This is a genomic window from Bacillus sp. FSL K6-1366 (assembly GCF_037976695.1).
GTDB lineage: Bacteria > Bacillota > Bacilli > Bacillales > Bacillaceae > Bacillus > Bacillus subtilis.
This window is the reverse complement of the sequence record NZ_CP150268.1, coordinates 620,397-645,402: the sequence shown is the minus strand read 5'-3', so window position 1 is coordinate 645,402 and position 25,006 is coordinate 620,397. Positions and strand designations below refer to the sequence as shown.

The following is a 25,006-nucleotide window of genomic DNA, read 5'->3' as shown; positions in this document are numbered from 1 at the left end:
AGGGAATTTTAAAAAATCATCAGCTGCGCCGCAATGAAAGCAGAATGATATTCACTGAGGGGGACACGTTAACTATAGGAAAAAACAGTGATAGCGAAAAACTCTTCATTGAACGAAGAGAAACAGAGGTATAACATTAAGGTGAGGCTTTTGGGGGTGTAAAGATGAAACATTTTATCATCCTTTTCCTTCTGCTGTTCGTTACAGCAGGATGCGAGGGAAGGGGATACGAAGACGTTGTAGCATTTGGTGACAGCAATACGCGTGGCTCTAATTGGGATTATCGCGATTATCCAAAAGCACAGCAGTGGGTCAATATATTAAAAACAGCTGAGCGCGGTAACCTTGATATACTCAATGCGGGAATCGGCGGACAGACGACAGAGGATGCCCGTCTCCGATTTCAGACAGATGTGCTGGATCAAAAACCGAAGTATTTGTTTATTATGTTCGGCACCAATGACGCTGCCATACTGACTGAGGGGAAACCGAGAGTGTCGAAGCAGCGTTTTAGAGAAAATCTGGTTTATTTTATTGAAGAAAGCAGAAAACACGGGATCAAGCCAATCTTAATGACGTGTATCCCAATTATAGAAGGTAATGGGAAGCATCATTTGTTTTACTATTCCAGATATCAAGCAGCTGCTTTTGAACCAAAAGGCGGAGCAAGGAAATGGCACAACTCATATAACGATATTACAAGAGATGTGTCGAAGCGCCTGGATGTCCCTCTTGTAGATAACTGGAAGCATTTTATAGAAGCAGACGGCGGAAAAGCAACTGATGAAGCGCTTATCCAATCTGGTCTTATAGATCCTTCTGGAAATCATATGACACCTAAAGGGGCAAGGATCGTATATGAAGGAATACAAGATGGGCAGATCCTGCAGCGTTGAGCCGGACAACCGCCTAGTCCGATTTATTTCTCCTACATAGGCTGTTATAAAACCTTATTAAGGAGGCGCTTCACATGTATGGCGCAGGCAGAGCATATGGATACGCTTTTATTGTTGTTTTAGTTGTTGTTCTCCTGGTTGTGGGCGGCATATACTGGTTAGCATAATAACCGGCCCTTTAAAACACCTCTTTTTAGGGGTGTTTTTTGCTGAAAATAGTAGTAAAGCGCGCAGCCAAAGTGATATAATATCAGTCATCTGAGTAAAAAAAGGAAATACGCCCGGAAAAAATAGACAAATTCCTATTAAGAAGATACGGAAATAATATGTCCGAGCGATCTTCTTTTTATTTCGTTTTCAATTAACTCGATAAAGTCACGGTTTAAATTCATTTCGGTGGCTTTGAAATAAGATTCTATTAGTAATTCATCAGACAGTTTTCTCATGCTAGGAACCCAATTAATGGGAGAGGCACCTCCTTAAAAGTTGGAATCATTCATGATTTTAACGCATACAATGATAAGTTGCGTTCATCTGAGGTTGAAGTTATCTTTAATCTACCATGAAATGCATATAAGAACAATCGTTCTGTTATCCACACCAAAAAGTGGATAACTTGTGAGTATCGTGTTTATAATTTGTCTAAAGAGTGATGTAATAAGAGTGGATAGTGTGTGTAAATTTATCCACACCTGGTGAAGAAACCCAATTTTTGTCGAAATTTTTTTGCTCAGTTTTTCTTTAGGCGCAAGTTCGATTTTTTTCGACAATCATTTTGAAAGAAAGAAAAAGGGAAGGGTGCGGGTTTTGTTAAAAAAGTTTTTTTTACCTGACGAGTTTGTAAAAAATATTTTTCATATTACACCTGAGAAATTAAAGGAACGAAATGTAAAAGGGATTATTACTGACCTGGATAATACGCTTGTTGAATGGGACAGGCCGAACGCGACGCCGCGATTGATCGAGTGGTTTGAAGAAATGAAGGAACACGGCATTAAAGTGACAATTGTCTCTAATAATAACGAAAGAAGAGTGAAACTTTTCTCAGAACCGCTTGGAATCCCATTCATCTATAAAGCAAGAAAACCGATGGGTAAAGCCTTTAATAGAGCGGTGCGCAATATGGAGCTGAAAAAAGAGGACTGCGTTGTCATCGGAGACCAGCTGCTGACCGATGTACTCGGGGGAAACCGAAACGGCTACCATACGATTTTGGTCGTGCCAGTCGCTTCCTCTGACGGATTCATTACGCGCTTTAACCGCCAGGTCGAACGCAGAATACTGAGTGCTCTCAAACGAAAAGGGCACATTCAGTGGGAGGAGTAAGAAATGGAAAAGGTTGTTTGTATCGGGTGCGGAGTTACGATCCAAACCGAGGACAAAACAGGTTTGGGGTACGCGCCGCCTGCATCGCTTACGAAAGAAAATGTGATTTGCCAGCGTTGCTTCAGACTGAAAAACTATAATGAAATACAAGATGTCTCCTTAACTGATGATGATTTTTTGAACATTCTTCACGGTATTGGCGAAACGGACTCTCTTGTCGTAAAAATTGTTGATATTTTTGATTTTAACGGCAGCTGGATTAATGGGCTGCAGCGCTTGGTGGGGGGAAACCCTATCTTATTAGTTGGCAATAAAGCGGATATTTTGCCTAAGTCACTGAAAAGAGAGCGTCTGATCCAATGGATGAAGCGTGAAGCGAAAGAGCTTGGCTTAAAACCGGTTGACGTATTTTTGGTCAGTGCGGGACGCGGCCAGGGAATCAGAGAAGTAATTGACGCGATTGAGCATTACCGCAATGGAAAAGACGTCTATGTTGTCGGATGTACAAATGTAGGAAAGTCAACCTTTATTAACCGGATTATTAAAGAAGTGTCAGGTGAAGAAGATATTATTACAACATCCCAATTTCCTGGCACAACCCTTGATGCGATTGAAATCCCGCTGGATGACGGTTCATCGCTTTATGATACACCGGGAATTATCAACAACCATCAAATGGCGCATTATGTCAATAAAAAGGATCTGAAAATATTATCTCCTAAAAAGGAGCTGAAGCCTCGCACATTCCAGCTTAATGATCAGCAAACACTGTATTTTGGCGGACTTGCAAGGTTTGATTATGTGTCTGGGGAAAGATCTCCTTTTATTTGCTATATGCCGAATGAACTGATGATTCATAGAACAAAACTTGAAAATGCAGACGCGCTTTATGAAAAGCATGCAGGGGAATTGCTCACACCTCCGGGTAAAGATGAAATGGATGAGTTTCCGGAATTGGTCGCCCATACGTTTACGATAAAAGACAAAAAGACAGATATCGTTTTCTCTGGGTTAGGCTGGGTTACTGTCCATGACGCTGATAAAAAGGTAACTGCATACGCGCCAAAAGGCGTTCATGTATTTGTTCGGCGTTCATTAATTTAAGAAAAGGGGAGAGGAGTATGAAAAAGCTGTACGGGGTTATCGGAAATCCGATTGGCCATTCTATGTCACCTGATATTCATAACGCATCATTGAAAGACCTCGGGCTTGACGGACATTATCATGCCTTCAAGGTAGAAGAGAATGATCTGGAGGATGCGGTAAAAGGAATAAGAGCTCTAGGCGTACAAGGAATCAATGTGACTGTTCCGCACAAGGTTTCCATTATGGATTATTTGGATCATATTGATGAGAGTGCAAAAGTGCTCGGTGCCGTAAACACGGTCAGAAGAGAGGGAGATAAGCTTGTCGGATACAATACCGATGGGGAAGGCTTCGTGAAGTCATTAATGAAGGTATTAGACAAGCCCATCTCTGAACTGTCATTCTTAATGATCGGCGCTGGCGGAGCGGCGAGAGCCATTTTTACAACAATTGTCCGAAATACCCCGAAAAAATTTGACATTTGCAACCGGACGTTAGAAAAAGCAAAGCGGCTTACAGAAGCTACTCCCTCGTTTCACAATAAAGAAGTATTAAGCATAAAAGAAGCAGAAGAACGTCTTGAGCAGTATGATGTTATCATCCATACAACGTCTGTGGGCATGTATCCGAACGTGGACGATGTGCCGCTTTCATTACAGCGTGCCGCGAGCAGTGCCGTCGTATGTGATATCGTGTATAATCCAATACAGACGGCCCTTTTAAAGGAAGCAAGCCAAAAAGGCTTGAAAACACTCGACGGTGTGGGCATGTTTGTTGAACAGGCAGCATTGTCTTTCCAATTGTGGACTGGACAAGAGCCTGATATTGAAAAAATGAGATCCATTGTAACAGGAAAATTAGGAGGAACAGAATGTTAACAGGTAAACAAAAACGTTTTTTGCGTTCAAAAGCGCATCATTTAACGCCGATTTTTCAAGTAGGTAAAGGCGGAGTAAACGACAACATGATTAAACAAATTGCTGAGGCGCTTGAAGCGAGAGAGCTGATTAAAGTCAGCGTGCTTCAGAATTGCGAAGAGGATAAAAACGATGTAGCGGAAGCTCTTGTAAAAGGAAGCCGCTCTCAATTGGTGCAGACAATCGGCAATACGATTGTGTTATATAAGGAATCAAAGGAAAATAAACAAATCGAGCTTCCTTAAAGGTGGTTGAAATGAAGAAAATCGGAATTTTCGGAGGCACGTTTGACCCTCCGCATAATGGTCACCTCTTAATGGCTAATGAGGTGCTGTACCAGGCGGGGCTTGATGAAGTTTGGTTTATGCCTAATCAAATTCCGCCGCATAAACAGAACGAAGACTATACCGACAGCTTTCATCGCGTGGAAATGCTAAAGCTTGCAATTCAATCTAATCCGTCCTTTAAGCTGGAGCTTGTTGAAATGGAAAGAGAAGGGCCATCATATACCTTTGATACCGTTTCTTTACTGAAGCAGCGTTATCCAAATGATCAGCTGTTCTTTATTATCGGCGCTGATATGATTGAATATTTGCCGAAATGGTATAAGCTGGACGAGCTGCTGAACCTCATTCAATTTATTGGAGTAAAGCGCCCCGGTTTTCATGTTGAAACCCCTTATCCGCTTCTCTTTGCAGACGTTCCGGAATTTGAGGTATCATCAACTATGATAAGGGAACGGTTTAAAAGCAAGAAGCCCACTGACTACTTAATCCCTGATAAAGTGAAGAAGTATGTAGAGGAGAATGGTTTATATGAATCGTGAGGAGGCACTTGCATGCGTGAAGCAGCAATTGACCGAACACCGATATATCCATACGGTTGGCGTGATGAACACGGCGATCGAACTTGCGGAGCGTTTTGGAGCCGATTCTAAAAAAGCGGAAACAGCGGCAATCTTTCATGATTACGCCAAATTCCGCCCGAAAGAAGAAATGAAACAAATTATTGCCCGAGAAAAAATGCCTGCGCATTTATTGGATCATAATCCGGAGCTCTGGCACGCTCCGGTCGGCGCTTATTTGGTCCAAAGAGAGGCAGGGCTTCAAGATGAAGACATTCTTGACGCCATTAGGTATCATACCTCAGGGCGCCCCGGCATGACACTTTTAGAAAAAGTCATTTACGTTGCCGATTACATTGAGCCAAACCGGGCATTTCCCGGTGTCGATGAGGTGCGTAAGCTTGCTGAGACAGATTTGAATCAAGCGCTGATTCAGTCCATTAAAAATACAATGGTTTTTCTTATGAAAAAAAATCAACCGGTTTTTCCAGACACATTTTTAACGTATAACTGGCTTGTGTCTGGCAGCTGAACAGGAGGAATTTGTGAATGAACCAAAAGTCCATTTTAAAGATCGCAGCTGCGGCTTGCGATGATAAACGGGCAGAGGATATTTTAGCACTGGATATGGAAGGTATTTCTCTGGTTGCTGATTATTTTCTGATCTGCCACGGAAATTCAGATAAACAGGTACAGGCTATTGCCCGTGAAATCAAGGATCAAGCTGATGAAAACGGCATTCAAGTCAAAAAGATGGAAGGCTTTGATGAAGCAAGATGGGTTCTCGTTGATCTAGGCGATGTAATTGTCCATGTCTTCCACAAGGATGAAAGAAGCTACTACAACCTTGAAAAGCTGTGGGGAGACGCTCCACTCGCAGATCTTGATCTTGGAATGAATCAATGATTTATCAAGGCTTTGCAAGCGTGTATGACGAGTTAATGTCACACGCGCCTTACGATCAATGGACAAAATGGATTGAAGCATCTCTCCCGGAAAAAGGCCGTATTCTCGATCTAGCATGCGGCACGGGGGAAATCTCCATCCGGCTTGCCGAAAAAGGCTTCGAGGTTACAGGCATCGATCTCAGCGAAGAGATGCTTTCTTTCGCCCAGCAAAAGGTATCGAGTAGCCAGCCTATTTTATTTCTTCAGCAGGATATGAGAGAGATTACCGGCTTTGACGGTCAGTTTGACGCTGTTGTGATATGCTGTGACTCATTAAATTATTTAAAAACAAAAAATGATGTGATCGAAACCTTTAAAAGTGTATTTCGGGTATTAAAGCCTGAAGGCATTTTGCTGTTTGATGTCCATTCATCTTATAAAATTGCGGAAGTCTTTCCGGATAGCACATTTGCTGACCAGGACGAAGATATCAGCTATATTTGGCAGAGCTTTGCCGGAAGTGGCGAGCTTTCTGTCATTCATGATATGTCGTTTTTTGTGTGGAATGGAGAAGCGTATGATCGTTTTGATGAGACACACGAGCAAAGAACGTTCCCAGTGGAAGAATACGAAGAAATGCTTAAGAACTGCGGCTTTCAGCTCCATCGCGTGACAGCTGATTTTACGGATACCGAGCCATCAGCACAATCAGAACGCCTATTTTTCAAGGCGCAGAAATCAAAAACCATCGTTTCCTAAAACGATGGTTTTTTAAAATGCTTTTTTATGCTTTTGCAGTACAGACGAACGTATGACATACTCGCCTACACATGAAACTGCTTTTTCACTGCGGAAATATCCTCCTCGTACTTCATATGAGTATTTTGAAATACCCGGTGAAACATATCCTGCACACCGCTTTCCAGCGCTTTAATGCCTTCTCCTGTTACACCGCCTTTAACGCAAACCTTTTCCTGTAATGCAGGCAGGGTATACAATTCGGTTTCTAACAGTTTTCCCATTCCGACAAGCATTTCCTTACACATCAAAATCGCGTCCTGTTTAGACACTGATGTTTCCGAAACAGCTGCATCTATAAACCGCTGAATCAGATAGCTCATAAAAGCGGGGCCGCAGCTTACGATGTCTGATGCAACCCTGGTGATGTCACTTTCAATTTGCAGCGGATGAGAGATATGCTGCATCAGCTCATTGATTTTCGTTTTTGCAGATTCGCCGCAGCTTGTGCCGAAAGTGACGAGAGAAACACCTGCCAGCGCTCTGTTCGTAATACTTGGGATCACTCGAGCCACTTGACACGGCACATATTGTTCGAGCTGTTCGGTTTGAACGGGGCTTGTAATTGAGATGAGAATATGATCTTTTCTTAAATAAGGTAACGCTCTTGCCAGTAAAGGATATATATCAAGCGGCTTAACACAAATAAAAATCATCTCGTTTTCAGAAACGAGCTTTTCGAGACTTTCGGTAACGTTTATGCTGTTGTAGCGGTTTTTTATGTGCAACGCTTTTTCAATTGTGCGGTTTGTGATTGTCATGTTTGAGGGATCGGCTGCTTTTGATTCAATAAATGATTCGATAAGGATCGTACCCATATTTCCTGTGCCGATAAAGCCTATCTTCAATGGTTTCCCCTCCTTTGAGCTATTATCCTCTAAACCATATGTGTTATGAAAATAAAATATGACGAAAGCGGGGAACATGCACGATGAATTGGTTGAATCAGCATAAGAAAGCAATTATTTTAGCGGCTTCTGCGGCTGTTTTCACAGCGATTATGATCTTTCTGGCCACAGGGAAAAATAAAGAGCCGGTGAAGCAAGCTGTACCAACAGAGACAGAAAATACAGTGGTAAAGCAGGAAGCAAACAACGACGAGTCAAACGAAACAATTGTGATAGACATCAAAGGTGCTGTTCAGCATCCTGGCGTTTATGAAATGCGAACAGGGGACAGAGTATCTCAGGCAATTGAGAAAGCGGGCGGGACCAGTGAACAAGCAGACGAAGCGCAAGTAAATTTGGCGGAGATTCTGCAGGACGGGACAGTGGTGTACATCCCGAAAAAGGGAGAGGAAACAGCAGTGCAGCAAGGTGGCGGAGGGGCTGTCCAAAGCGATGGAGGGAAGGGAGCGCTGGTGAATATCAATACAGCAACCTTAGAGGAGTTACAAGGCATCTCAGGGGTGGGGCCATCCAAAGCTGAAGCTATTATTGCATACCGGGAAGAAAACGGGCGTTTCCCAACAATTGAAGATATCACTAAGGTTTCAGGAATAGGTGAAAAGTCATTTGAGAAAATAAAGTCTTCCATTACAGTAAAGTGATTTGACGGTCATGCATTATGATAGGTAAACTAAAGGTCAGGCAACACAACATTTGGAGGGAACAACGTGGAACGAATTTCATGGAATCAATACTTTATGGCTCAAAGCCATTTATTGGCGCTGCGCAGCACATGTCCGAGATTATCTGTCGGCGCTACTATAGTCAGAGACAAACGCATGATAGCAGGAGGCTACAATGGGTCAATCGCGGGCGGCGTACATTGTGCAGATGAAGGATGCTTAATGATAGATGATCATTGCGCAAGAACCATTCACGCTGAAATGAATGCGATTCTTCAATGCTCTAAGTTTGGGGTGCCGACTGATGGAGCCGAGATTTATGTGACGCATTATCCGTGCATTCAATGCTGCAAATCTATTATTCAAGCTGGTATCAAAACGGTTTATTATGCTGAGGATTACAAAACACATCCGTATGCGCAGGAATTATTTGAACAGGCGGGTGTAACAGTTGAACAGGTTGAACTCGATGAAATGATCGTTGATCTGAAAAACAGGGAAAAGCTTTCATTTGTAGCGGGTCTTATAGGGAAATTGGCTGATGCCGGTTTAGCGGAGGAAGAATTGAAAAAGATACATGAACAGGCGAATACACTTTTCACGAGCTACGTGTGATGAATGCGTAATTCGCGCTTATTATTGCCTATGGCGGCAGCTTCGGCAACGGCTGGAATTACTGCCGCCGCTTATTTCCCCGCTATTTTTCTTTTCAGCCTCTTTCTCCTCATCATTTTAATCAAAACGAGGCACGCTTTTCTCATTATTGTTTGTTTCTTCTCTTTTATATTGTTTTTTGTACTGTATGCAGTCACAGATTCTCAGAATGTCTCTTCCTATCGGCAGGGAACTTATCAATTCAAGGCAGTGATTGACACTATTCCCAAAATTGACGGCGACCGTATGTCTATGATGGTTGAGACACCTGATAAGGAAAAATGGGCTGCTGCGTATCGCATTCAGTCTGCTGGTGAAAAAGAACAGCTGTTATACATAGAACCAGGAGTGTCATGTGAGTTAACTGGTACATTGGAAGAACCGAATCACGCAACTGTGCCGGGTGCATTTGATTATAACGAGTATCTTTATCGGCAGCATATTCATTGGAACTACTCTGTCACGTCTATTCAAAACTGCAGCGAACCTGAAAATTTTAAGTACAAGGTGCTCAGCTTGAGAAAACATATCATATCATTCACAAACAGCCTTTTGCCTCCTGATTCGGCAGGGATTGTACAGGCACTTACAGTTGGTGACAGATTTTATGTGGAGGATGAAGTGCTTACCGCGTATCAAAAGCTTGGTGTTGTCCATCTCTTGGCAATATCAGGACTCCACGTGGGGATTTTGACAGCAGGTTTGTTTTATATCATGATTCGCCTTGGTATAACTAGAGAAAAGGCGTCAATTCTGTTGCTGTTATTTCTGCCGCTCTATGTGATGTTGACCGGCGCTGCTCCTTCAGTGCTACGCGCCGCTCTCATGTCGGGTGTTTACTTAGCTGGAAGCCTTGTCAAATGGCGTGTCCACTCTGCAACTGCAATTTGCCTTTCATACATCGTCCTTCTGCTCTTCAATCCTTATCATCTCTTTGAAGCCGGTTTTCAGCTATCGTTCGCCGTCAGTTTTTCTTTAATTCTATCCTCTTCTATTTTTCAGCAGGTTAAAACCTCCTTGGGACAGCTGACAATTGTATCACTCATCGCTCAGCTGGGCTCGCTTCCGATTCTTCTATATCATTTTCATCAGTTTTCTATCATCAGCGTACCGATGAATATGTTGATGGTACCATTTTATACCTTCTGTATTTTGCCGGGAGCTGTAGCAGGTGTTCTTCTATTAAGTCTTTCCGCTTCGTTTGGGAGATTGTTTTTCAGTTGGTTTGATTTATTGATAAGCTGGACCAATAGGCTAATCACAAACATTGCAGATGTTGATGTGTTCACGATTATGATCGCACATCCTGCACCTGTTTTGCTTTTTTTATTCACGGTCACGATCATCCTATTGCTTATGGCGATTGAAAAACGCTCCTTGTCGCAGTTGATGGTAACCGGCGGCATTTGCTGCACGGTGCTGTTTCTGCTCTTTATATATCCGTGTCTTAGTTCCGAAGGAGAAGTGGATATGATAGATATTGGACAGGGTGACAGCATGTTTGTAGGTGCTCCGCATCAGCGGGGTCGTGTCTTAATTGATACCGGCGGCACTTTGTCTTACTCGTCAGAGCCTTGGCGCGAAAAACAGCATCCGTTTTCACTGGGGGAAAAGGTGCTGATTCCGTTTTTAACTGCTAAGGGAATCAAACAGCTTGACGCTTTAATTCTGACGCACGCTGACCAAGATCATATCGGAGAGGCGGAGATTCTGCTGAAGCATCATAAAGTAAAGCGCCTCGTGATTCCGAAAGGGTTCGTTTCTGAACCTAAAGATGAGAAAGTGCTGCAGACAGCCAGAGAAGAGGGAGTGACAATTGAAGAGGTGAAGCGAGGCGATGTATTGCAAATAAAGGATTTGCAGTTCCATGTACTGTCACCTGAAACACCTGATCCGTCAAGCAAAAATAATTCCTCTCTCGTTCTGTGGATGGAGACGGGCGTTCTGAGCTGGATTTTGACGGGTGATCTGGAGAAAGAAGGGGAACAGGAGGTGATGGACGTGTTTCCAAATATTAAAGCAGATGTCTTAAAGGTGGGGCACCATGGGAGCAAAGGCTCTACCGGTGAAGAATTCATCCAACAGCTTCAGCCGAAAACGGCCATTATCTCAGCCGGGAAAAACAATCGGTACCATCATCCTCATCAAAAAGTTCTGCAACTATTACAGAGACATTCTATCCGCGTGCTGCGAACAGATCAAAACGGAACGATCCAATATAGATACAAAAACAGAGTTGGAACCTTTTCTGTCTATCCTCCATATGATACATCAGATATAACAGAGACGAACTAAAAAAGACTGCCGAGAAATCAGCAGCCCGGGCAGTCGCTGTTATGAACCAACTAGGTGAATAACCGTTGCCATGACAAACAAGAAGGCGAAAAATCCGAAGGACACAACAAAACCAACAGCTGAATCTACAGCATCATTTCGTTTGCTTTGAACGTTTTTTTCAAAATCATTCAACTTTATCCCTCCTGACTGACTTAAGTATAATGGAATTGTTTTGAAAAATCTAGAAGCTAAGGTAACGTTTTCTGTTCTGGTGATTATCGCCTTTTTACAAGCTGTCCCGGGGGCTTGCGAACAGGCGTTTAATATAAATGGGGAAGCAGCAGTCAGGCTTCCTCTTTACTATTTTGCAAACTCAATTTAGGATAGAAGGGGATGATGAAAGAGAGGAAGTCGTACAACAATGGTATTTGATGTGTGGAAAAGCCTGAAAAAAGGAGATGTCCATCCAGTTTATTGTTTATACGGAAAAGAGACATATCTGCTGCAAGAAACCGTCAGCAGGATCAGACAGACGGTCGTTGATCAGGAGACAAAGGATTTCAATCTATCCGTTTTTGATCTGGAAGAGGACCCGCTGGATCAAGCGATTGCAGATGCTGAAACGTTTCCGTTTATGGGAGAGCGGCGTCTTGTCATTGTGAAAAATCCATATTTTTTAACAGGTGAAAAGAAAAAAGAAAAAATTGAGCACAACGTCAGTGCGCTTGAATCATATATACAATCACCTGCGCCTTACACAGTCTTTGTCCTGCTTGCTCCGTATGAAAAGCTTGATGAGCGGAAAAAGCTGACGAAAGCGTTAAAGAAGCACGCGTTTATGATGGAGGCGAAGGAATTAAACGCAAAGGAAACGACAGACTTTACTGTCAACCTTGCAAAAACAGAGCAGAAAACAATCGGCACGGAAGCGGCGGAGCATTTGGTTCTGCTTGTGAACGGGCATCTGTCATCGATTTTTCAGGAGATTCAAAAGCTCTGCACGTTTATTGGAGATCGTGAAGAAATTACGCTGGATGATGTGAAAATGCTTGTTGCTAGAAGCCTTGAACAAAATATTTTTGAGCTGATCAATAAAATCGTCAACCGAAAACGAACTGAGAGTCTGCAAATTTTTTATGATTTGCTTAAACAAAATGAAGAACCGATCAAAATTATGGCGCTTATTTCGAACCAGTTCCGGCTGATTCTGCAGACAAAGTACTTCGCGGAACAGGGATACGGACAAAAACAAATCGCTTCTAATCTAAAAGTTCACCCATTTCGGGTAAAGCTGGCGATGGATCAAGCAAGGCTTTTTTCAGAGGAGGAGCTCCGTTCAATTATTGAACAGCTTGCCGTCATGGACTATGAGATGAAAACCGGAAAAAAGGACAAGCAGCTTCTGCTCGAACTGTTCCTTTTACAGCTGTTAAAAAGAAATGAAAAAAACGATCCCCATTATTGAGGATCGTTTTTATATTATGCAGAAAGTCCGTTCACTTTTTTCGCTAGTCTTGATTTGTATCGAGCTGCGGTATTTTTGTGTACAAGACCTGTTTTCACTGCTTTATCAATACGTTTAGCTGCTTCAGTAAGAGCAGTTTTCGCTTTGTCAGCTTCGTTGTTGGCAACAGAAGCTTCAACTTGTTTGATTGCAGTACGCATAGCAGATTTGATTGTCGCGTTATGAACGCGGCGTTCGTTGTTTGTTTTTGTACGTTTAATCGCTGATTTAATGTTTGGCATGTGTTTCACCTCCTAAGATACAACCTGTAGCACAGTGTCTTAAGGTTAAATCTTCTTCACAATAGAACAAATTGTATTCTATCAAACACACCTTTAGATTGCAATATAAATGTAAAGTATTTTTCATTGAAGGTTCTCTTTTTAGCATGATTTATTCAGCAAATGGCAACAATATAGGTACTTAATGTGAAGGAGGCCCCTGTATGAAAAATAGTGAGCTGGATGTGAATCAGTATTTGATACGGACCGATTTGGCAGTGGAAACGAAGGAAGCAATGGCCAATCAGCAGGCTGTGCCGACAAAAGAAATTAAAGGCTTTATTGAAAAAGAGCGTGATCACGGCGGTATTAAAATCCGCACAGTTGATGTTACAAAGGAAGGCGCAGAGCTTTCGGGAAAAAAAGAAGGGCGCTATTTAACGCTTGAAGCACAGGGAATCAGGGAGAATGATTCGGAAATGCAGGAGAAGGTCTCTGCTGTCTTTGCGGAGGAATTCTCAGCTTTTCTTGAAAACCTTAATATCTCAAAAGATGCGAGCTGTTTGATCGTTGGGCTCGGCAACTGGAACGTGACACCTGATGCGCTTGGGCCGATGGCAGTAGAAAATCTGTTGGTAACAAGGCACTTGTTTAAGCTTCAGCCGGAAAACGTACAGGAGGGGTACAGGCCTGTCAGTGCTTTTGCACCGGGTGTAATGGGGATAACAGGAATCGAAACAAGTGACATTATTAAAGGTGTGATTGAGCAATCGAAGCCTGATTTTGTCATCGCCATTGATGCGTTGGCGGCGCGGGCGGTGGAAAGGGTCAACACAACCATTCAAATATCGGATACAGGCATTCACCCGGGATCTGGAGTGGGGAATAAACGAAAAGATTTAAGCAAAGACACGCTTGGTGTTCCGGTGATTGCTATCGGTGTTCCGACAGTAGTTGATGCCGTGACAATTGCCAGCGACACGGTGGACTACATATTAAAACATTTTGGCAGAGAAATGAAGGATAACAGGCCATCAAGATCGCTTGTTCCGGCAGGCATGACGTTTGGGAAAAAGAAAGTGCTCACTGAAGAAGATCTTCCCGATCAAAAGCAGCGCCAATCGTTCCTAGGTATTGTCGGAACCCTTCAAGAAGATGAAAAACGGCAGCTCATTCACGAGGTGCTTTCGCCTTTAGGGCACAACTTAATGGTTACACCGAAGGAAGTCGATTCATTTATCGACGATATGGCAAATGTTTTAGCGAACGGATTAAACACAGCGCTTCATGAAAAAGTGTCACAAGAAAACAAAGGCTCCTACAATCACTAAACAGTTCTACTTCCTCTAGCTTGTTCATAGAGTAATTACTAGACAAGCGCTGGAGGGATTCAATGAGAAATAAACGCAAAAACAGACAGATTGTTGTTGCGGTAAATGGAGGGAAAGCGGTAAAAGCCATCTTTCTATTTATCGTAAGCCTTATCGTGATTTTTGTTCTATCCGGTGTGCTGACGTCTCTCCGGCCGGAACTTAGGCCGTCGTCTGACTCTTTTTATGGGATTGCTGAAGAATTGCCGGGTGACGTATTTGCACATTTGCTGCGGATGGAAAACCATTATTTCGCTTCTGACCTCTCTCAAACAGACAGCTCATTTCATCTTTCTCGTCTTTCTTTAAAGCTGGCGACGAGCATTAACCTCGAAGATCCGCGGAGCTTTCTCGGTCGGGAGCTGCCGGGGTTTGCACAATTTGATACCGAGATTTTGTTAGCTGGACAAGGGACGGATTATACGAATATGCCTGCGGAATCGCCGCCGCCGTCTAAGGTGATGGAGGAAGAAAGGGAAGCGAATTTGGCAGAGATTGAAAAACAGCAAACGCAATCAGATAATGCGCAAAAAGATCCGCCGAAACAAACAACAGGTGATAAAAAGGTCGTGTTTATCTATCACACGCACAATACGGAATCATATCTCCCTCTATTAAAAGGCGAGACCGATCCTGACATGGCGCGCCATTCTAAAGCCAATGTCACGCTTGTAGGAGATATGTTCGGACAAGCGCTTGAATCCCAGGGAATCGGAGCCACAGTGAATAAAACCGATATACAGTCAAAATTGAATAAAAAAGGCTTAAACTATGCCAGGTCCTATGATGAATCAAGGCCGGTCGTGAAAGACGCCCTCGCTTCAAACAAAAATCTGCAATATATCATTGACATCCACAGAGACTCTCGGCGCAAAAAAGACACAACCGCAACGATTAAAGGGAAAAGCTATGCCAGGGTAGCCTTTGTCGTCGGGAAAAAAAGCAAAAACTTCGAAGAAAACTATAAAATTGCAAGTGAGCTTCATAAACTGATGGAGAAAAAATACCCCGGACTTAGCACAGGTGTCTTTTCCAAAGGCTCGCCAGGCGATAATGGTGTTTACAATCAGGATTTAACCGATAGAGCGCTTTTGCTCGAGTTTGGCGGAGTGGATAATAATCTCGAAGAGCTGCAGCGTGCGGCTAACGCGGCCGCGGACGTATTCAGCGAAATGTACTGGGATGCTGAAAAGGTCAACGCAGCGAGCGGGGAGACGAAAAAACAATAAGAAATAGGTGGTTGATTTGATTGCATACTTTGGAAAGTGCTTACTGCTTGTCACGATCATGTTTTTAGGCGTTCTGTTCGGCATGCAGCAGGCAAACAACGGGATGCTGAGTATGAAAGGCTATCATGACGCTTCACTGAAGGGGGCGTTTACGCTCACCGACGGAAAAGATAATGAAAAAGAAGCCTCAATCCTAGGAGAAACAGTCACGGCAAAAGATTTAGAAGAAAAACAAAAAGAGCTGGAAAAGGTGGAGACATTCAATATGTTTTCAAAAGCCGGAAAAGCGCTTTCGGACACCGTAACCAATACTGCCCAGTCAATGTATGAATGGATACGGGATATGAATCAATAAGTACGTGAAAGAGAAAAGCAGCCCAGATATGATAGGGAACTTTTCTCTTTCTTGTTTTACATTGAATCTTTACAATCCTATTGATATAATCTAAGCTAGTGTATTTTGCGTTTAATAGTAGGAGTGATAGATTGTGACAGATAAAGAAAAGCGTTTAGAGAGGCAATCGAGAATACGGAATTTCTCTATCATTGCCCATATTGACCACGGAAAATCGACCTTAGCGGATCGTATTTTAGAAAAAACGTCGGCAATCACTCAACGAGAAATGAAAGAACAATTGCTCGATTCTATGGATCTTGAACGTGAGCGGGGCATAACCATTAAATTAAACTCTGTTCAGCTTAAATATAAAGCAAAAGACGGAGAAGAATATATCTTTCATCTAATCGATACGCCGGGACACGTCGACTTCACGTATGAAGTATCCCGAAGCCTTGCTGCCTGCGAGGGAGCGATTCTTGTCGTGGATGCAGCCCAGGGGATTGAAGCGCAGACGCTCGCCAATGTCTACTTAGCGCTTGACAACGATCTTGAAATCCTTCCGGTCATCAATAAAATCGACCTTCCGAGCGCCGAGCCCGAACGTGTGCGCCAAGAGGTAGAAGACGTTATCGGCCTTGACGCATCAGAAGCCGTGCTTGCTTCAGCAAAAGCCGGTATCGGGATTGAGGAGATTTTAGAACAAATCGTAGAAAAGGTGCCAGCTCCGACCGGAGATCCGGAGGCGCCGCTCAAAGCGCTGATCTTCGACTCGCTTTATGACGCCTACCGCGGTGTCGTGGCTTATATCAGAGTCGTTGAAGGAACGGTAAAGCCGGGACAAAAAATCAAAATGATGGCAACCGGCAAAGAATTCGAAGTAACAGAGGTGGGCGTGTTCACGCCGAAAGCAACTCCGACAAATGAACTGACGGTCGGTGATGTAGGCTTCCTGACTGCCTCAATCAAAAATGTCGGTGACACACGTGTCGGTGATACAATAACGAGCGCTGCCAATCCTGCAGAAGAAGCGCTGCCGGGATACCGCAAGCTAAACCCGATGGTGTACTGTGGTTTGTATCCGATTGATACAGCGAAGTATAATGATTTAAGGGAAGCTCTTGAAAAGCTTGAGCTGAATGATTCCTCCCTTCAATATGAAGCGGAAACTTCGCAAGCGCTTGGATTCGGGTTCCGCTGCGGATTTTTAGGCATGCTTCACATGGAGATCATTCAGGAGCGAATTGAGCGTGAGTTCAACATCGACCTGATTACGACAGCGCCAAGCGTTATCTATGACGTGTATATGACAGACGGCGAAAAGGTCGTTGTCGACAACCCGTCCAACATGCCGGATCCTCAAAAGATCGAAAGGGTTGAGGAGCCATACGTAAAAGCGACGATGATGGTGCCGAATGACTATGTCGGCGCTGTAATGGAGCTTTGCCAAGGAAAACGCGGCAATTTCATTGATATGCAGTATTTAGACGCAAACCGAGTCAGCATCATTTATGATATGCCATTAGCGGAAATCGTATATGAGTTTTTTGATCAGCTGAAATCAAGCACTAAAGGCTATGCGTCCTTTGATTATGAACTGATCGGCTACAAACCGTCCAAGCTTGTGAAAATGGACATTATGCTGAATGGTGAAAAAATCGATGCCCTTTCCTTTATCGTGCATCGTGATTACGCATATGAACGCGGAAAAGTGATCGTTGAAAAACTGAAAGAACTCATTCCGCGCCAGCAGTTTGAAGTTCCGGTACAAGCCGCAATCGGCCAGAAAATCGTGGCCCGCTCCACCATAAAAGCAATGCGTAAAAACGTATTGGCTAAATGTTACGGAGGGGACATCTCGCGTAAACGGAAACTTCTTGAAAAACAAAAAGAAGGAAAACGCCGTATGAAGCAGGTCGGCTCAGTTGAAGTGCCGCAAGAAGCATTTATGGCAGTTCTGAAAATGGACGACAGTCCGAAAAAACAATAGAAGCCGCCGCAGTCTTGTACTGCGGCTTCTTTCTGTAAAGAAGGTGAATCCGTTGAAATCAGCTTATATCCATATCCCATTTTGTGAGCATATTTGCCACTACTGCGATTTCAATAAATATTTTATTCAAAGTCAGCCAGTCGACGAGTATTTAAACGCACTCGAACAGGAAATGATAAATACAATAGCAAAAACTGGGCAGCCTGATCTCAAAACAATCTTTATCGGAGGAGGCACGCCGACCTCCCTGTCTGAGGAACAGCTTAAAAAGCTGATGGACATGATCAACCGCGTACTGAAGCCCTCAAGCGACTTATCGGAATTTGCGGTTGAAGCGAATCCGGACGACTTGTCCGCAGAGAAATTAAAAATATTAAAAGAAGCAGGCGTAAATCGCCTCAGCTTTGGTGTGCAAACGTTCGAAGACGATCTGTTAGAAAAAATCGGCCGAGTGCACAAGCAAAAAGATGTATTCACCTCTTTTGAAAGAGCGCGGGAAATCGGTTTTGAGAATATCAGTCTTGATCTCATGTTCGGGCTTCCGGGGCAAACCCTCAAGCATCTGGAACATTCCATAAACACTGCTTTATCATTGGACGCCGAGCATTATTCCGTTTACTCCCTTATTGTAGAACCGAAAACGGTATTTTATAATTTGATGCAAAAAGGGCGGCTTCATCTTCCGCCGCAGGAGCAGGAAGCTGAAATGTATGAAATGGTGATGAGCAAGATGGAAGCTCACGGCATTCATCAATATGAAATCAGCAACTTTGCTAAGGCAGGCATGGAATCTAAGCACAATCTAACGTATTGGAGCAACGAACAATATTTCGGTTTCGGAGCCGGCGCTCACGGATATATCGGCGGCACACGAACAGTGAACGTCGGACCTGTTAAGCATTACATTGACCTGATAGCTGAAAAGGGTTTTCCGTACAGAGATACACATGAAGTAACAACAGAAGAACAGATTGAGGAAGAAATGTTTTTAGGTTTGAGAAAAACAGCCGGTGTCAGCAAAAAACGATTCGCAGAAAAATACGGCCGTTCCCTGGATGGACTTTTCCCAAGCGTGTTAAAAGACCTCGCTGAAAAAGGGCTGATTCACAATTCGGAGTCTGCCGTTTATTTGACTCATCAAGGGAAATTATTAGGCAATGAAGTTTTTGGCGCTTTTTTGGGTGAGTTATAATTGACATTTTTCTTGTGGTTTGATACTTTTGTTATAGAATTAGCACTCGCTTATTGAGAGTGCTAACAGAGGTGATGATGATGTTAACAAATCGTCAGCTGCTGATCCTTCAGGTTATAATCAACGATTTTATTAAATCGGCACAGCCGGTGGGATCAAGAACTCTTTCGAAAAAAGATGAAATCACATTTAGCTCTGCAACAATAAGAAACGAGATGGCTGACTTGGAGGAATTGGGCTTTATTGAAAAAACCCATTCATCCTCAGGACGTGTTCCGTCAGAAAAAGGGTATCGGTACTATGTTGACCATTTGCTGTCACCCGTCAAACTGACGAAAAGCGACCTGGACCAAATCCACTCGATCTTCAAAGAGAAAATTTTCGAGCTGGAGAAGACAGTTCAAAAATCAGCGCAAATTTTGTCCGATCTGACGAATTACACATCCATCGTACTCGGGCCGAAGCTGAGTGAGAATTACCTTAAACAGATTCAAATCATTCCGATTCAGCCTGATATGGCGGTAGCGATTCTCGTTACCAATACGGGGCATGTGGAAAACAAAACGATTAACTTTCCGACCAAAATGGATCTGTCTGATATTGAAAAACTGGTAAATATACTGAACGACCGTTTAAGCGGCGTTCCAATGGATGAACTGAATGAGCGCATATTTAAGGAAGTTGTCATGTACCTAAGACAGCACATTAAAAACTATGACAATATACTCGACGCGCTTCGTTCAACCTTTCATTCCACAAATCACGTTGAAAAGTTGTTTTTTGGCGGGAAAATCAATATGCTGAACCAGCCTGAGTTCCATGATATCACCCGAGTTCGGTCGCTGCTTTCATTAATTGAGAAAGAACAGGATGTTTTAAAGCTGGTTCAATCCCCGCACACGGGAATTTCGATTAAAATCGGAAAAGAAAACGACTATGAAGAGATGGAAAATTGCAGTCTGATTACGGCTTCTTATTCCGTAGACCAGAAGCAGATCGGCTCAATTGCGATTATCGGCCCGACCCGCATGAATTATTCCAGGGTTGTCAGCCTGCTTCAGCATGTGACTTCGGACTTGTCAAAAGCATTAACAAGTCTGTATGATGAATAAGGGAATTTTGGCAAATTTTATCGAAGGGCAGCACCTGTCCTTCTCCTTACACTTTGAGGGAGGTGAACACAATGTCAGAAGAAAAACAAACCGTTGAACAAAACGAAACAGAAGAGCAAGAAATCATTGAAGAACAAGCTGCCGCTGATGAACATCAGGAAGAAACAAATGAAAGCGAACTTCTTCAAAACCAAATTAACGAATTGCAAGGTTTGCTTGAGGAAAAAGAAAACAAACTTTTGCGTGTTCAAGCAGACTTTGAAAACTATAAACGACGCAGCCGTTTAGAGATGGAAGCGTCCCAAAAATACCGTTCTCAAAATATCGTGACTGATTTACTGCCGGCTCTTGACAGCTTTGAACGAGCGCTTCAGGTTGAAGCCGACAATGAACAGACGAAAAGTTTGCTCCAGGGAATGGAAATGGTCCACCGTCAGCTCGTAGAAGCCTTGAAAAAAGAAGGCGTCGAAGCCATCGAAGCTGTAGGGCAGGAATTTGATCCTAATCTGCACCAAGCTGTTATGCAGGCTGAAGACGAAAACTACGGCTCAAACATTGTTGTTGAGGAAATGCAAAAAGGCTATAAGCTGAAGGATCGCGTCATTCGCCCTTCCATGGTCAAAGTGAATCAATAATTACATAGCAGGAGGTTATTCAAGTGAGTAAAGTTATCGGAATCGACTTAGGAACAACAAACTCATGTGTGGCAGTGCTTGAAGGCGGCGAGCCTAAAGTTATTGCTAACGCTGAAGGAAACCGCACAACGCCATCAGTTGTTGCATTTAAAAACGGCGAACGTCAAGTAGGGGAAGTGGCTAAACGTCAATCTATTACAAACCCTAACACAATTATGTCTATCAAACGTCATATGGGTACTGATTATAAAGTTGAAATTGAAGGAAAGGATTACACTCCACAAGAAGTGTCTGCTATCATCCTTCAACACCTTAAATCATACGCTGAAAGCTATCTTGGCGAAACAGTATCAAAAGCAGTTATCACAGTTCCTGCATACTTTAACGATGCTGAGCGTCAAGCAACAAAAGACGCTGGTAAAATTGCAGGTCTTGAAGTAGAACGTATCATCAACGAGCCGACTGCAGCAGCGCTTGCATACGGACTTGATAAAACAGATGAAGATCAAACGATCCTAGTATACGACCTTGGCGGCGGTACATTCGACGTTTCCATCCTTGAGCTTGGCGACGGTGTATTCGAAGTTCGTTCAACTGCCGGCGACAACCGTCTGGGTGGGGACGATTTTGACCAAGTTATCATCGATCATCTTGTGTCTGAATTCAAAAAAGAAAACGGCATTGATTTATCAAAAGACAAAATGGCGCTTCAGCGTTTGAAAGACGCAGCTGAAAAAGCGAAAAAAGATCTTTCCGGCGTATCTTCTACGCAAATTTCTTTACCGTTTATCACAGCTGGAGAAGCAGGACCCCTTCACCTTGAACTTACATTAACTCGCGCTAAATTCGAAGAGCTTTCTTCTCATTTAGTAGAGCGCACAATGGGTCCTGTCCGTCAAGCGCTTCAAGATGCAGGACTTTCTGCAAGCGAAATCGACAAAGTCATCCTTGTCGGCGGATCAACTCGTATCCCTGCCGTACAAGAAGCAATCAAAAAAGAAACTGGAAAAGAAGCGCATAAAGGCGTAAACCCGGATGAAGTTGTAGCGCTTGGTGCTGCGATTCAGGGCGGCGTTATCACAGGTGACGTAAAAGACGTTGTTCTTCTTGACGTTACACCGCTTTCTCTCGGTATCGAAACAATGGGCGGCGTGTTTACAAAACTGATCGACCGCAACACGACGATCCCGACAAGCAAATCTCAAGTGTTCTCAACTGCTGCTGATAACCAAACAGCTGTTGATATCCATGTTCTGCAAGGTGAGCGCCCAATGTCTGCCGACAACAAAACACTCGGCCGCTTCCAGCTTACTGATATCCCGCCAGCACCGCGCGGCGTGCCTCAAATCGAAGTTTCTTTCGATATTGACAAAAACGGTATCGTAAACGTAAGAGCAAAAGACTTAGGCACAGGAAAAGAACAAAACATTACAATCAAATCTTCTTCAGGTCTCTCAGATGAAGAGATCGAACGCATGGTAAAAGAAGCGGAAGAAAATGCTGACGCTGATGCGAAGAAAAAAGAAGAAATCGAAGTCCGCAACGAAGCAGATCAGCTTGTTTTCCAAACTGAGAAAACATTAAAAGATCTTGAAGGCAAAGTGGACGAAGAACAAGTGAAAAAAGCCAACGATGCCAAAGATGCTTTAAAAGCAGCGATTGAGAAAAACGAATTTGAAGAGATCAAAGCGAAAAAAGATGAGCTTCAAACAATCGTTCAAGAGCTTTCTATGAAGCTTTATGAAGAAGCTGCTAAAGCACAGCAAGCTCAAGGCGGAGCAAACGCTGAAGGCAAAGCGGATGACAACGTTGTCGACGCTGAATACGAAGAAGTAAACGACGACCAAAACAAAAAATAAGTTCTTTTTAGTGTCAGCCCCGCTTCCGGAGCTGACCGAAAAGAACACATTTCATAATCTGATTCAATGATTAGAAAGTCAAAGTCAGGCATCTCTTGGCTTTGACTTTTTTTCTTGCCCGGGATAAAAGGAATTGAAAAATCATAATTCAAAATGATACAATCTAATTTATGTGAGAAATTCGGGAGAGTGAAGCGAGATGAGTAAGCGTGATTACTATGAAGTGCTGGGAGTAAGTAAGAGCGCTTCAAAGGATGAAATTAAAAAAGCTTATCGGAAGCTGTCAAAAAAATATCATCCTGATATTAACAAAGAAGCCGGATCAGATGAAAAATTTAAAGAGGTAAAAGAAGCATACGAAACGCTGTCAGATGACCAAAAACGTGCGCATTACGATCAATTTGGTCACACTGATCCTAACCAAGGCTTCGGCGGCGGAGGTTTTGGCGGCGGCGATTTCGGCGGTTTTGGTTTCGATGATATTTTCTCAAGTATATTCGGCGGAGGCACAAGACGAAGAGATCCCAACGCTCCGCGCCAGGGTGCTGATTTACAGTATACGATGACCCTGTCGTTTGAGGATGCTGCTTTCGGTAAAGAAACAACCATCGAAATTCCCCGCGAGGAAACGTGCGAAACATGTAAAGGCTCAGGTGCGAAACCTGGAACAAATCCAGAAACATGCTCCCACTGCGGAGGCTCCGGCCAGTTAAACGTGGAGCAAAATACACCGTTTGGAAAAGTCGTTAACAGACGGGTCTGCCACCACTGTGAAGGTACAGGCAAAATAATTAAAAACAAATGTGCGGACTGCGGCGGCAAAGGAAAAATCAAAAAACGCAAGAAAATCAATGTGACAATTCCAGCCGGTGTAGATGACGGGCAGCAGCTTCGTCTCTCGGGACAGGGTGAACCAGGAATAAACGGCGGCCCTGCCGGGGATTTATTTGTCGTGTTCCATGTACGCGCACACGAGTTCTTCGAGCGTGACGGCGATGATATTTACTGTGAAATGCCGTTAACGTTTGCTCAGGCTGCTCTTGGAGATGAGGTAGAAGTGCCGACGCTGCATGGAAAAGTGAAATTGAAAATTCCGGCCGGTACACAAACAGGAACGAAATTCAGATTAAGAGGCAAAGGCGTTCAAAATGTCAGAGGCTATGGACAGGGTGACCAGCATATCGTCGTCCGCGTCGTTACGCCGACAAATCTGACTGATAAACAAAAAGACATTATCCGCGAATTTGCCGAAGTCAGCGGAAACCTGCCTGACGAACAGGAAATGAGTTTCTTTGACAAGGTAAAACGCGCGTTTAAAGGCGATTAATTATTGGATGAGGAGTTGGTAGTTTTGAAATGGTCCGAATTAAGCATTCACACAACACATGAAGCGGTCGAACCTATCTCAAATATATTGCATGAAGCTGGTGCAAGTGGGGTTGTGATAGAGGACCCGCTTGATTTAATTAAAGAACGTGAGAATGTGTACGGGGAAATCTACCAGCTCGACCCCAATGATTACCCAGATGAGGGTGTCATTGTCAAAGCATATCTGCCGGTTAACAGTTTTCTGGGCGAAACTGTAGACGGCATTAAAGAAACGATTAATAATCTCCTTCTTTACAATATTGATTTGGGCAGAAACCACATCACTATTTCTGAAGTAAATGAAGAAGAGTGGGCGACTGCCTGGAAAAAGTATTATCATCCTGTGAAAATTTCTGAAAAGTTTACAATTGTGCCGACGTGGGAGGAATATACGCCGGTCCATACTGATGAACTGATTATTGAAATGGACCCGGGAATGGCTTTCGGCACAGGGACACATCCGACAACCGTACTCTGCATTCAGGCGCTTGAACGCTTTGTGCAAAAGGGTGATAAGGTGATTGATGTGGGCACTGGTTCGGGAATTTTAAGTATTGCGGCTGCAATGCTTGAGGCTGAATCGGTTCATGCCTACGATCTTGATCCCGTGGCTGTAGAAAGTGCACGCCTCAATCTCAAGCTGAACAAAGTCAGCGATATTGCTCAAGTGAAGCAAAACAATTTGTTAGACGGGATTGAAGGGGAACATGATGTGATTGTGGCCAATATTTTGGCTGAAGTCATTCTTCGCTTTACTTCACAAGCGTACAGCCTGTTAAAAGAGGGCGGCCACTTTATTACGTCAGGAATCATCGGTCATAAAAAACAAGAAGTAAAAGAAGCACTGGAACAAGCTGGCTTTACCATTGTAGAAATCCTTTCAATGGAAGATTGGGTCAGCATTATTGCGAAAAAATAATAGTTAGTAGGTGTC

The 25,006-nt window shown here is 43.4% G+C and carries 28 protein-coding genes; 24 read left to right on the top strand and 4 right to left on the bottom strand.

What is annotated here, in order from left to right; translation table 11 throughout:
- Positions 1-164 precede the first annotated feature (164 nt).
- Positions 165-896 carry an SGNH/GDSL hydrolase family protein gene (locus MHI44_RS03475; protein WP_003229964.1) on the top strand — a complete coding sequence of 244 codons (732 nt, stop codon included), beginning with the start codon at positions 165-167 and terminating at the stop codon, positions 894-896.
- A 305-nt stretch (positions 897-1,201) separates the two neighbouring features.
- Here MHI44_RS03475 and MHI44_RS03470 read toward each other — a convergent pair whose 3' ends face one another.
- On the bottom strand, positions 1,202-1,342 hold the full coding sequence (locus MHI44_RS03470; RefSeq protein WP_003226124.1) for a sporulation histidine kinase inhibitor Sda: 141 nt from the start codon (positions 1,340-1,342) through the stop codon (positions 1,202-1,204).
- 361 nt (positions 1,343-1,703) lie between these two features.
- Between MHI44_RS03470 and MHI44_RS03465 the strand changes: the two genes are divergently transcribed.
- From MHI44_RS03465 to MHI44_RS03430, 8 genes are read left to right on the top strand one after another with little or no spacing between them, the layout of a single operon-like run.
- Positions 1,704-2,222, top strand: coding sequence for a YqeG family HAD IIIA-type phosphatase (locus tag MHI44_RS03465; protein ID WP_003226126.1), 519 nt, complete (start codon positions 1,704-1,706; stop codon positions 2,220-2,222).
- A gap of 3 nt (positions 2,223-2,225) precedes the next feature.
- On the top strand, positions 2,226-3,326 hold the full coding sequence (gene yqeH / locus MHI44_RS03460; RefSeq protein WP_003229966.1) for a ribosome biogenesis GTPase YqeH: 1,101 nt from the start codon (positions 2,226-2,228) through the stop codon (positions 3,324-3,326).
- Between the two features lie 17 nt (positions 3,327-3,343).
- Positions 3,344-4,186: a shikimate dehydrogenase gene (gene aroE, locus MHI44_RS03455; RefSeq protein ID WP_029317883.1), complete on the top strand. Its 843-nt coding sequence runs from the start codon at positions 3,344-3,346 to the stop codon at positions 4,184-4,186.
- Entirely contained in the window at positions 4,180-4,470 is a 291-nt protein-coding gene (gene yhbY, locus MHI44_RS03450; protein WP_003226133.1) for a ribosome assembly RNA-binding protein YhbY, read from the top strand. Before aroE ends, yhbY begins: the two co-directional genes overlap by 7 nt.
- A gap of 11 nt (positions 4,471-4,481) precedes the next feature.
- Positions 4,482-5,051, top strand: a complete 570-nt coding sequence (locus MHI44_RS03445; RefSeq protein ID WP_339202875.1) for a nicotinate-nucleotide adenylyltransferase — start codon at positions 4,482-4,484, stop codon at positions 5,049-5,051.
- Positions 5,041-5,601, top strand: a complete 561-nt coding sequence (gene yqeK, locus MHI44_RS03440) for a bis(5'-nucleosyl)-tetraphosphatase (symmetrical) YqeK (RefSeq protein WP_029317884.1) — start codon at positions 5,041-5,043, stop codon at positions 5,599-5,601. The genes MHI44_RS03445 and yqeK overlap by 11 nt, the downstream gene beginning before the upstream one ends.
- Before the next feature lie 17 nt (positions 5,602-5,618).
- Positions 5,619-5,975, top strand: coding sequence for a ribosome silencing factor (rsfS, locus tag MHI44_RS03435; protein ID WP_014480315.1), 357 nt, complete (start codon positions 5,619-5,621; stop codon positions 5,973-5,975).
- Positions 5,972-6,715 carry a class I SAM-dependent methyltransferase gene (locus MHI44_RS03430; RefSeq protein WP_029317885.1) on the top strand — a complete coding sequence of 248 codons (744 nt, stop codon included), beginning with the start codon at positions 5,972-5,974 and terminating at the stop codon, positions 6,713-6,715. Before rsfS ends, MHI44_RS03430 begins: the two co-directional genes overlap by 4 nt.
- 65 nt (positions 6,716-6,780) lie before the next feature.
- Here MHI44_RS03430 and comER read toward each other — a convergent pair whose 3' ends face one another.
- Entirely contained in the window at positions 6,781-7,602 is an 822-nt protein-coding gene (gene comER, locus MHI44_RS03425) for a late competence protein ComER (protein WP_014480313.1), read from the bottom strand.
- An 83-nt stretch (positions 7,603-7,685) separates the two neighbouring features.
- Here comER and comEA point away from each other — a divergent pair, with 83 nt between their 5' ends.
- From comEA to MHI44_RS03410, 3 genes are all read left to right on the top strand, one after another.
- Positions 7,686-8,303 carry a competence protein ComEA gene (comEA, locus tag MHI44_RS03420; protein ID WP_029317886.1) on the top strand — a complete coding sequence of 206 codons (618 nt, stop codon included), beginning with the start codon at positions 7,686-7,688 and terminating at the stop codon, positions 8,301-8,303.
- Between the two features lie 66 nt (positions 8,304-8,369).
- A complete protein-coding gene (locus MHI44_RS03415) occupies positions 8,370-8,939 on the top strand; it encodes a ComE operon protein 2 (protein ID WP_003229978.1) in 570 nt (189 codons plus the stop codon).
- Between the two features lie 3 nt (positions 8,940-8,942).
- Entirely contained in the window at positions 8,943-11,273 is a 2,331-nt protein-coding gene (locus tag MHI44_RS03410) for a DNA internalization-related competence protein ComEC/Rec2 (protein WP_339202871.1), read from the top strand.
- A 39-nt stretch (positions 11,274-11,312) separates the two neighbouring features.
- Here the strand turns inward: MHI44_RS03410 and MHI44_RS03405 are convergent, their stop codons facing one another.
- A complete protein-coding gene (locus MHI44_RS03405) occupies positions 11,313-11,447 on the bottom strand; it encodes a YqzM family protein (protein WP_003229983.1) in 135 nt (44 codons plus the stop codon).
- A gap of 40 nt (positions 11,448-11,487) precedes the next feature.
- On the opposite strand from MHI44_RS03405, the gene MHI44_RS03400 reads away from it, so the two are divergent.
- On the top strand, positions 11,488-11,637 hold the full coding sequence (locus tag MHI44_RS03400; RefSeq protein ID WP_003229985.1) for a hypothetical protein: 150 nt from the start codon (positions 11,488-11,490) through the stop codon (positions 11,635-11,637).
- 39 nt (positions 11,638-11,676) lie between these two features.
- Entirely contained in the window at positions 11,677-12,720 is a 1,044-nt protein-coding gene (holA, locus tag MHI44_RS03395) for a DNA polymerase III subunit delta (RefSeq protein ID WP_029317888.1), read from the top strand.
- Between the two features lie 14 nt (positions 12,721-12,734).
- Here holA and rpsT read toward each other — a convergent pair whose 3' ends face one another.
- Positions 12,735-13,001: a 30S ribosomal protein S20 gene (rpsT, locus tag MHI44_RS03390; RefSeq protein WP_003229989.1), complete on the bottom strand. Its 267-nt coding sequence runs from the start codon at positions 12,999-13,001 to the stop codon at positions 12,735-12,737.
- A 203-nt stretch (positions 13,002-13,204) separates the two neighbouring features.
- Here rpsT and gpr point away from each other — a divergent pair, with 203 nt between their 5' ends.
- From gpr to prmA, 10 genes are all read left to right on the top strand, one after another.
- The gene (gene gpr / locus MHI44_RS03385) at positions 13,205-14,311 is read left to right on the top strand and encodes a GPR endopeptidase (protein ID WP_109962781.1); all 1,107 of its coding nucleotides are present in this window, start codon (positions 13,205-13,207) and stop codon (positions 14,309-14,311) included.
- A 62-nt stretch (positions 14,312-14,373) separates the two neighbouring features.
- Entirely contained in the window at positions 14,374-15,579 is a 1,206-nt protein-coding gene (gene spoIIP / locus MHI44_RS03380) for a spore autolysin SpoIIP (protein ID WP_088326541.1), read from the top strand.
- 16 nt (positions 15,580-15,595) lie between these two features.
- The gene (locus MHI44_RS03375) at positions 15,596-15,934 is read left to right on the top strand and encodes a YqxA family protein (protein WP_033884453.1); all 339 of its coding nucleotides are present in this window, start codon (positions 15,596-15,598) and stop codon (positions 15,932-15,934) included.
- Between the two features lie 133 nt (positions 15,935-16,067).
- Positions 16,068-17,906, top strand: a complete 1,839-nt coding sequence (lepA, locus tag MHI44_RS03370) for a translation elongation factor 4 (protein WP_003229999.1) — start codon at positions 16,068-16,070, stop codon at positions 17,904-17,906.
- A gap of 52 nt (positions 17,907-17,958) precedes the next feature.
- On the top strand, positions 17,959-19,098 hold the full coding sequence (gene hemW / locus MHI44_RS03365; protein ID WP_015251676.1) for a radical SAM family heme chaperone HemW: 1,140 nt from the start codon (positions 17,959-17,961) through the stop codon (positions 19,096-19,098).
- 80 nt (positions 19,099-19,178) lie between these two features.
- Positions 19,179-20,210 (top strand): heat-inducible transcriptional repressor HrcA, encoded by a 1,032-nt coding sequence (hrcA, locus tag MHI44_RS03360; RefSeq protein ID WP_003246126.1) that lies wholly within the window; start codon positions 19,179-19,181, stop codon positions 20,208-20,210.
- A 71-nt stretch (positions 20,211-20,281) separates the two neighbouring features.
- The gene (gene grpE, locus MHI44_RS03355) at positions 20,282-20,845 is read left to right on the top strand and encodes a nucleotide exchange factor GrpE (protein ID WP_029317891.1); all 564 of its coding nucleotides are present in this window, start codon (positions 20,282-20,284) and stop codon (positions 20,843-20,845) included.
- 23 nt (positions 20,846-20,868) lie between these two features.
- Complete coding sequence (gene dnaK, locus MHI44_RS03350; protein WP_004398786.1) at positions 20,869-22,704, top strand: molecular chaperone DnaK; 1,836 nt, start codon at positions 20,869-20,871, stop codon at positions 22,702-22,704.
- 199 nt (positions 22,705-22,903) lie between these two features.
- Positions 22,904-24,031, top strand: a complete 1,128-nt coding sequence (gene dnaJ, locus MHI44_RS03345) for a molecular chaperone DnaJ (RefSeq protein WP_003230010.1) — start codon at positions 22,904-22,906, stop codon at positions 24,029-24,031.
- A gap of 24 nt (positions 24,032-24,055) precedes the next feature.
- A complete protein-coding gene (gene prmA, locus MHI44_RS03340; protein WP_004398884.1) occupies positions 24,056-24,991 on the top strand; it encodes a 50S ribosomal protein L11 methyltransferase in 936 nt (311 codons plus the stop codon).
- Positions 24,992-25,006 lie beyond the last annotated feature (15 nt).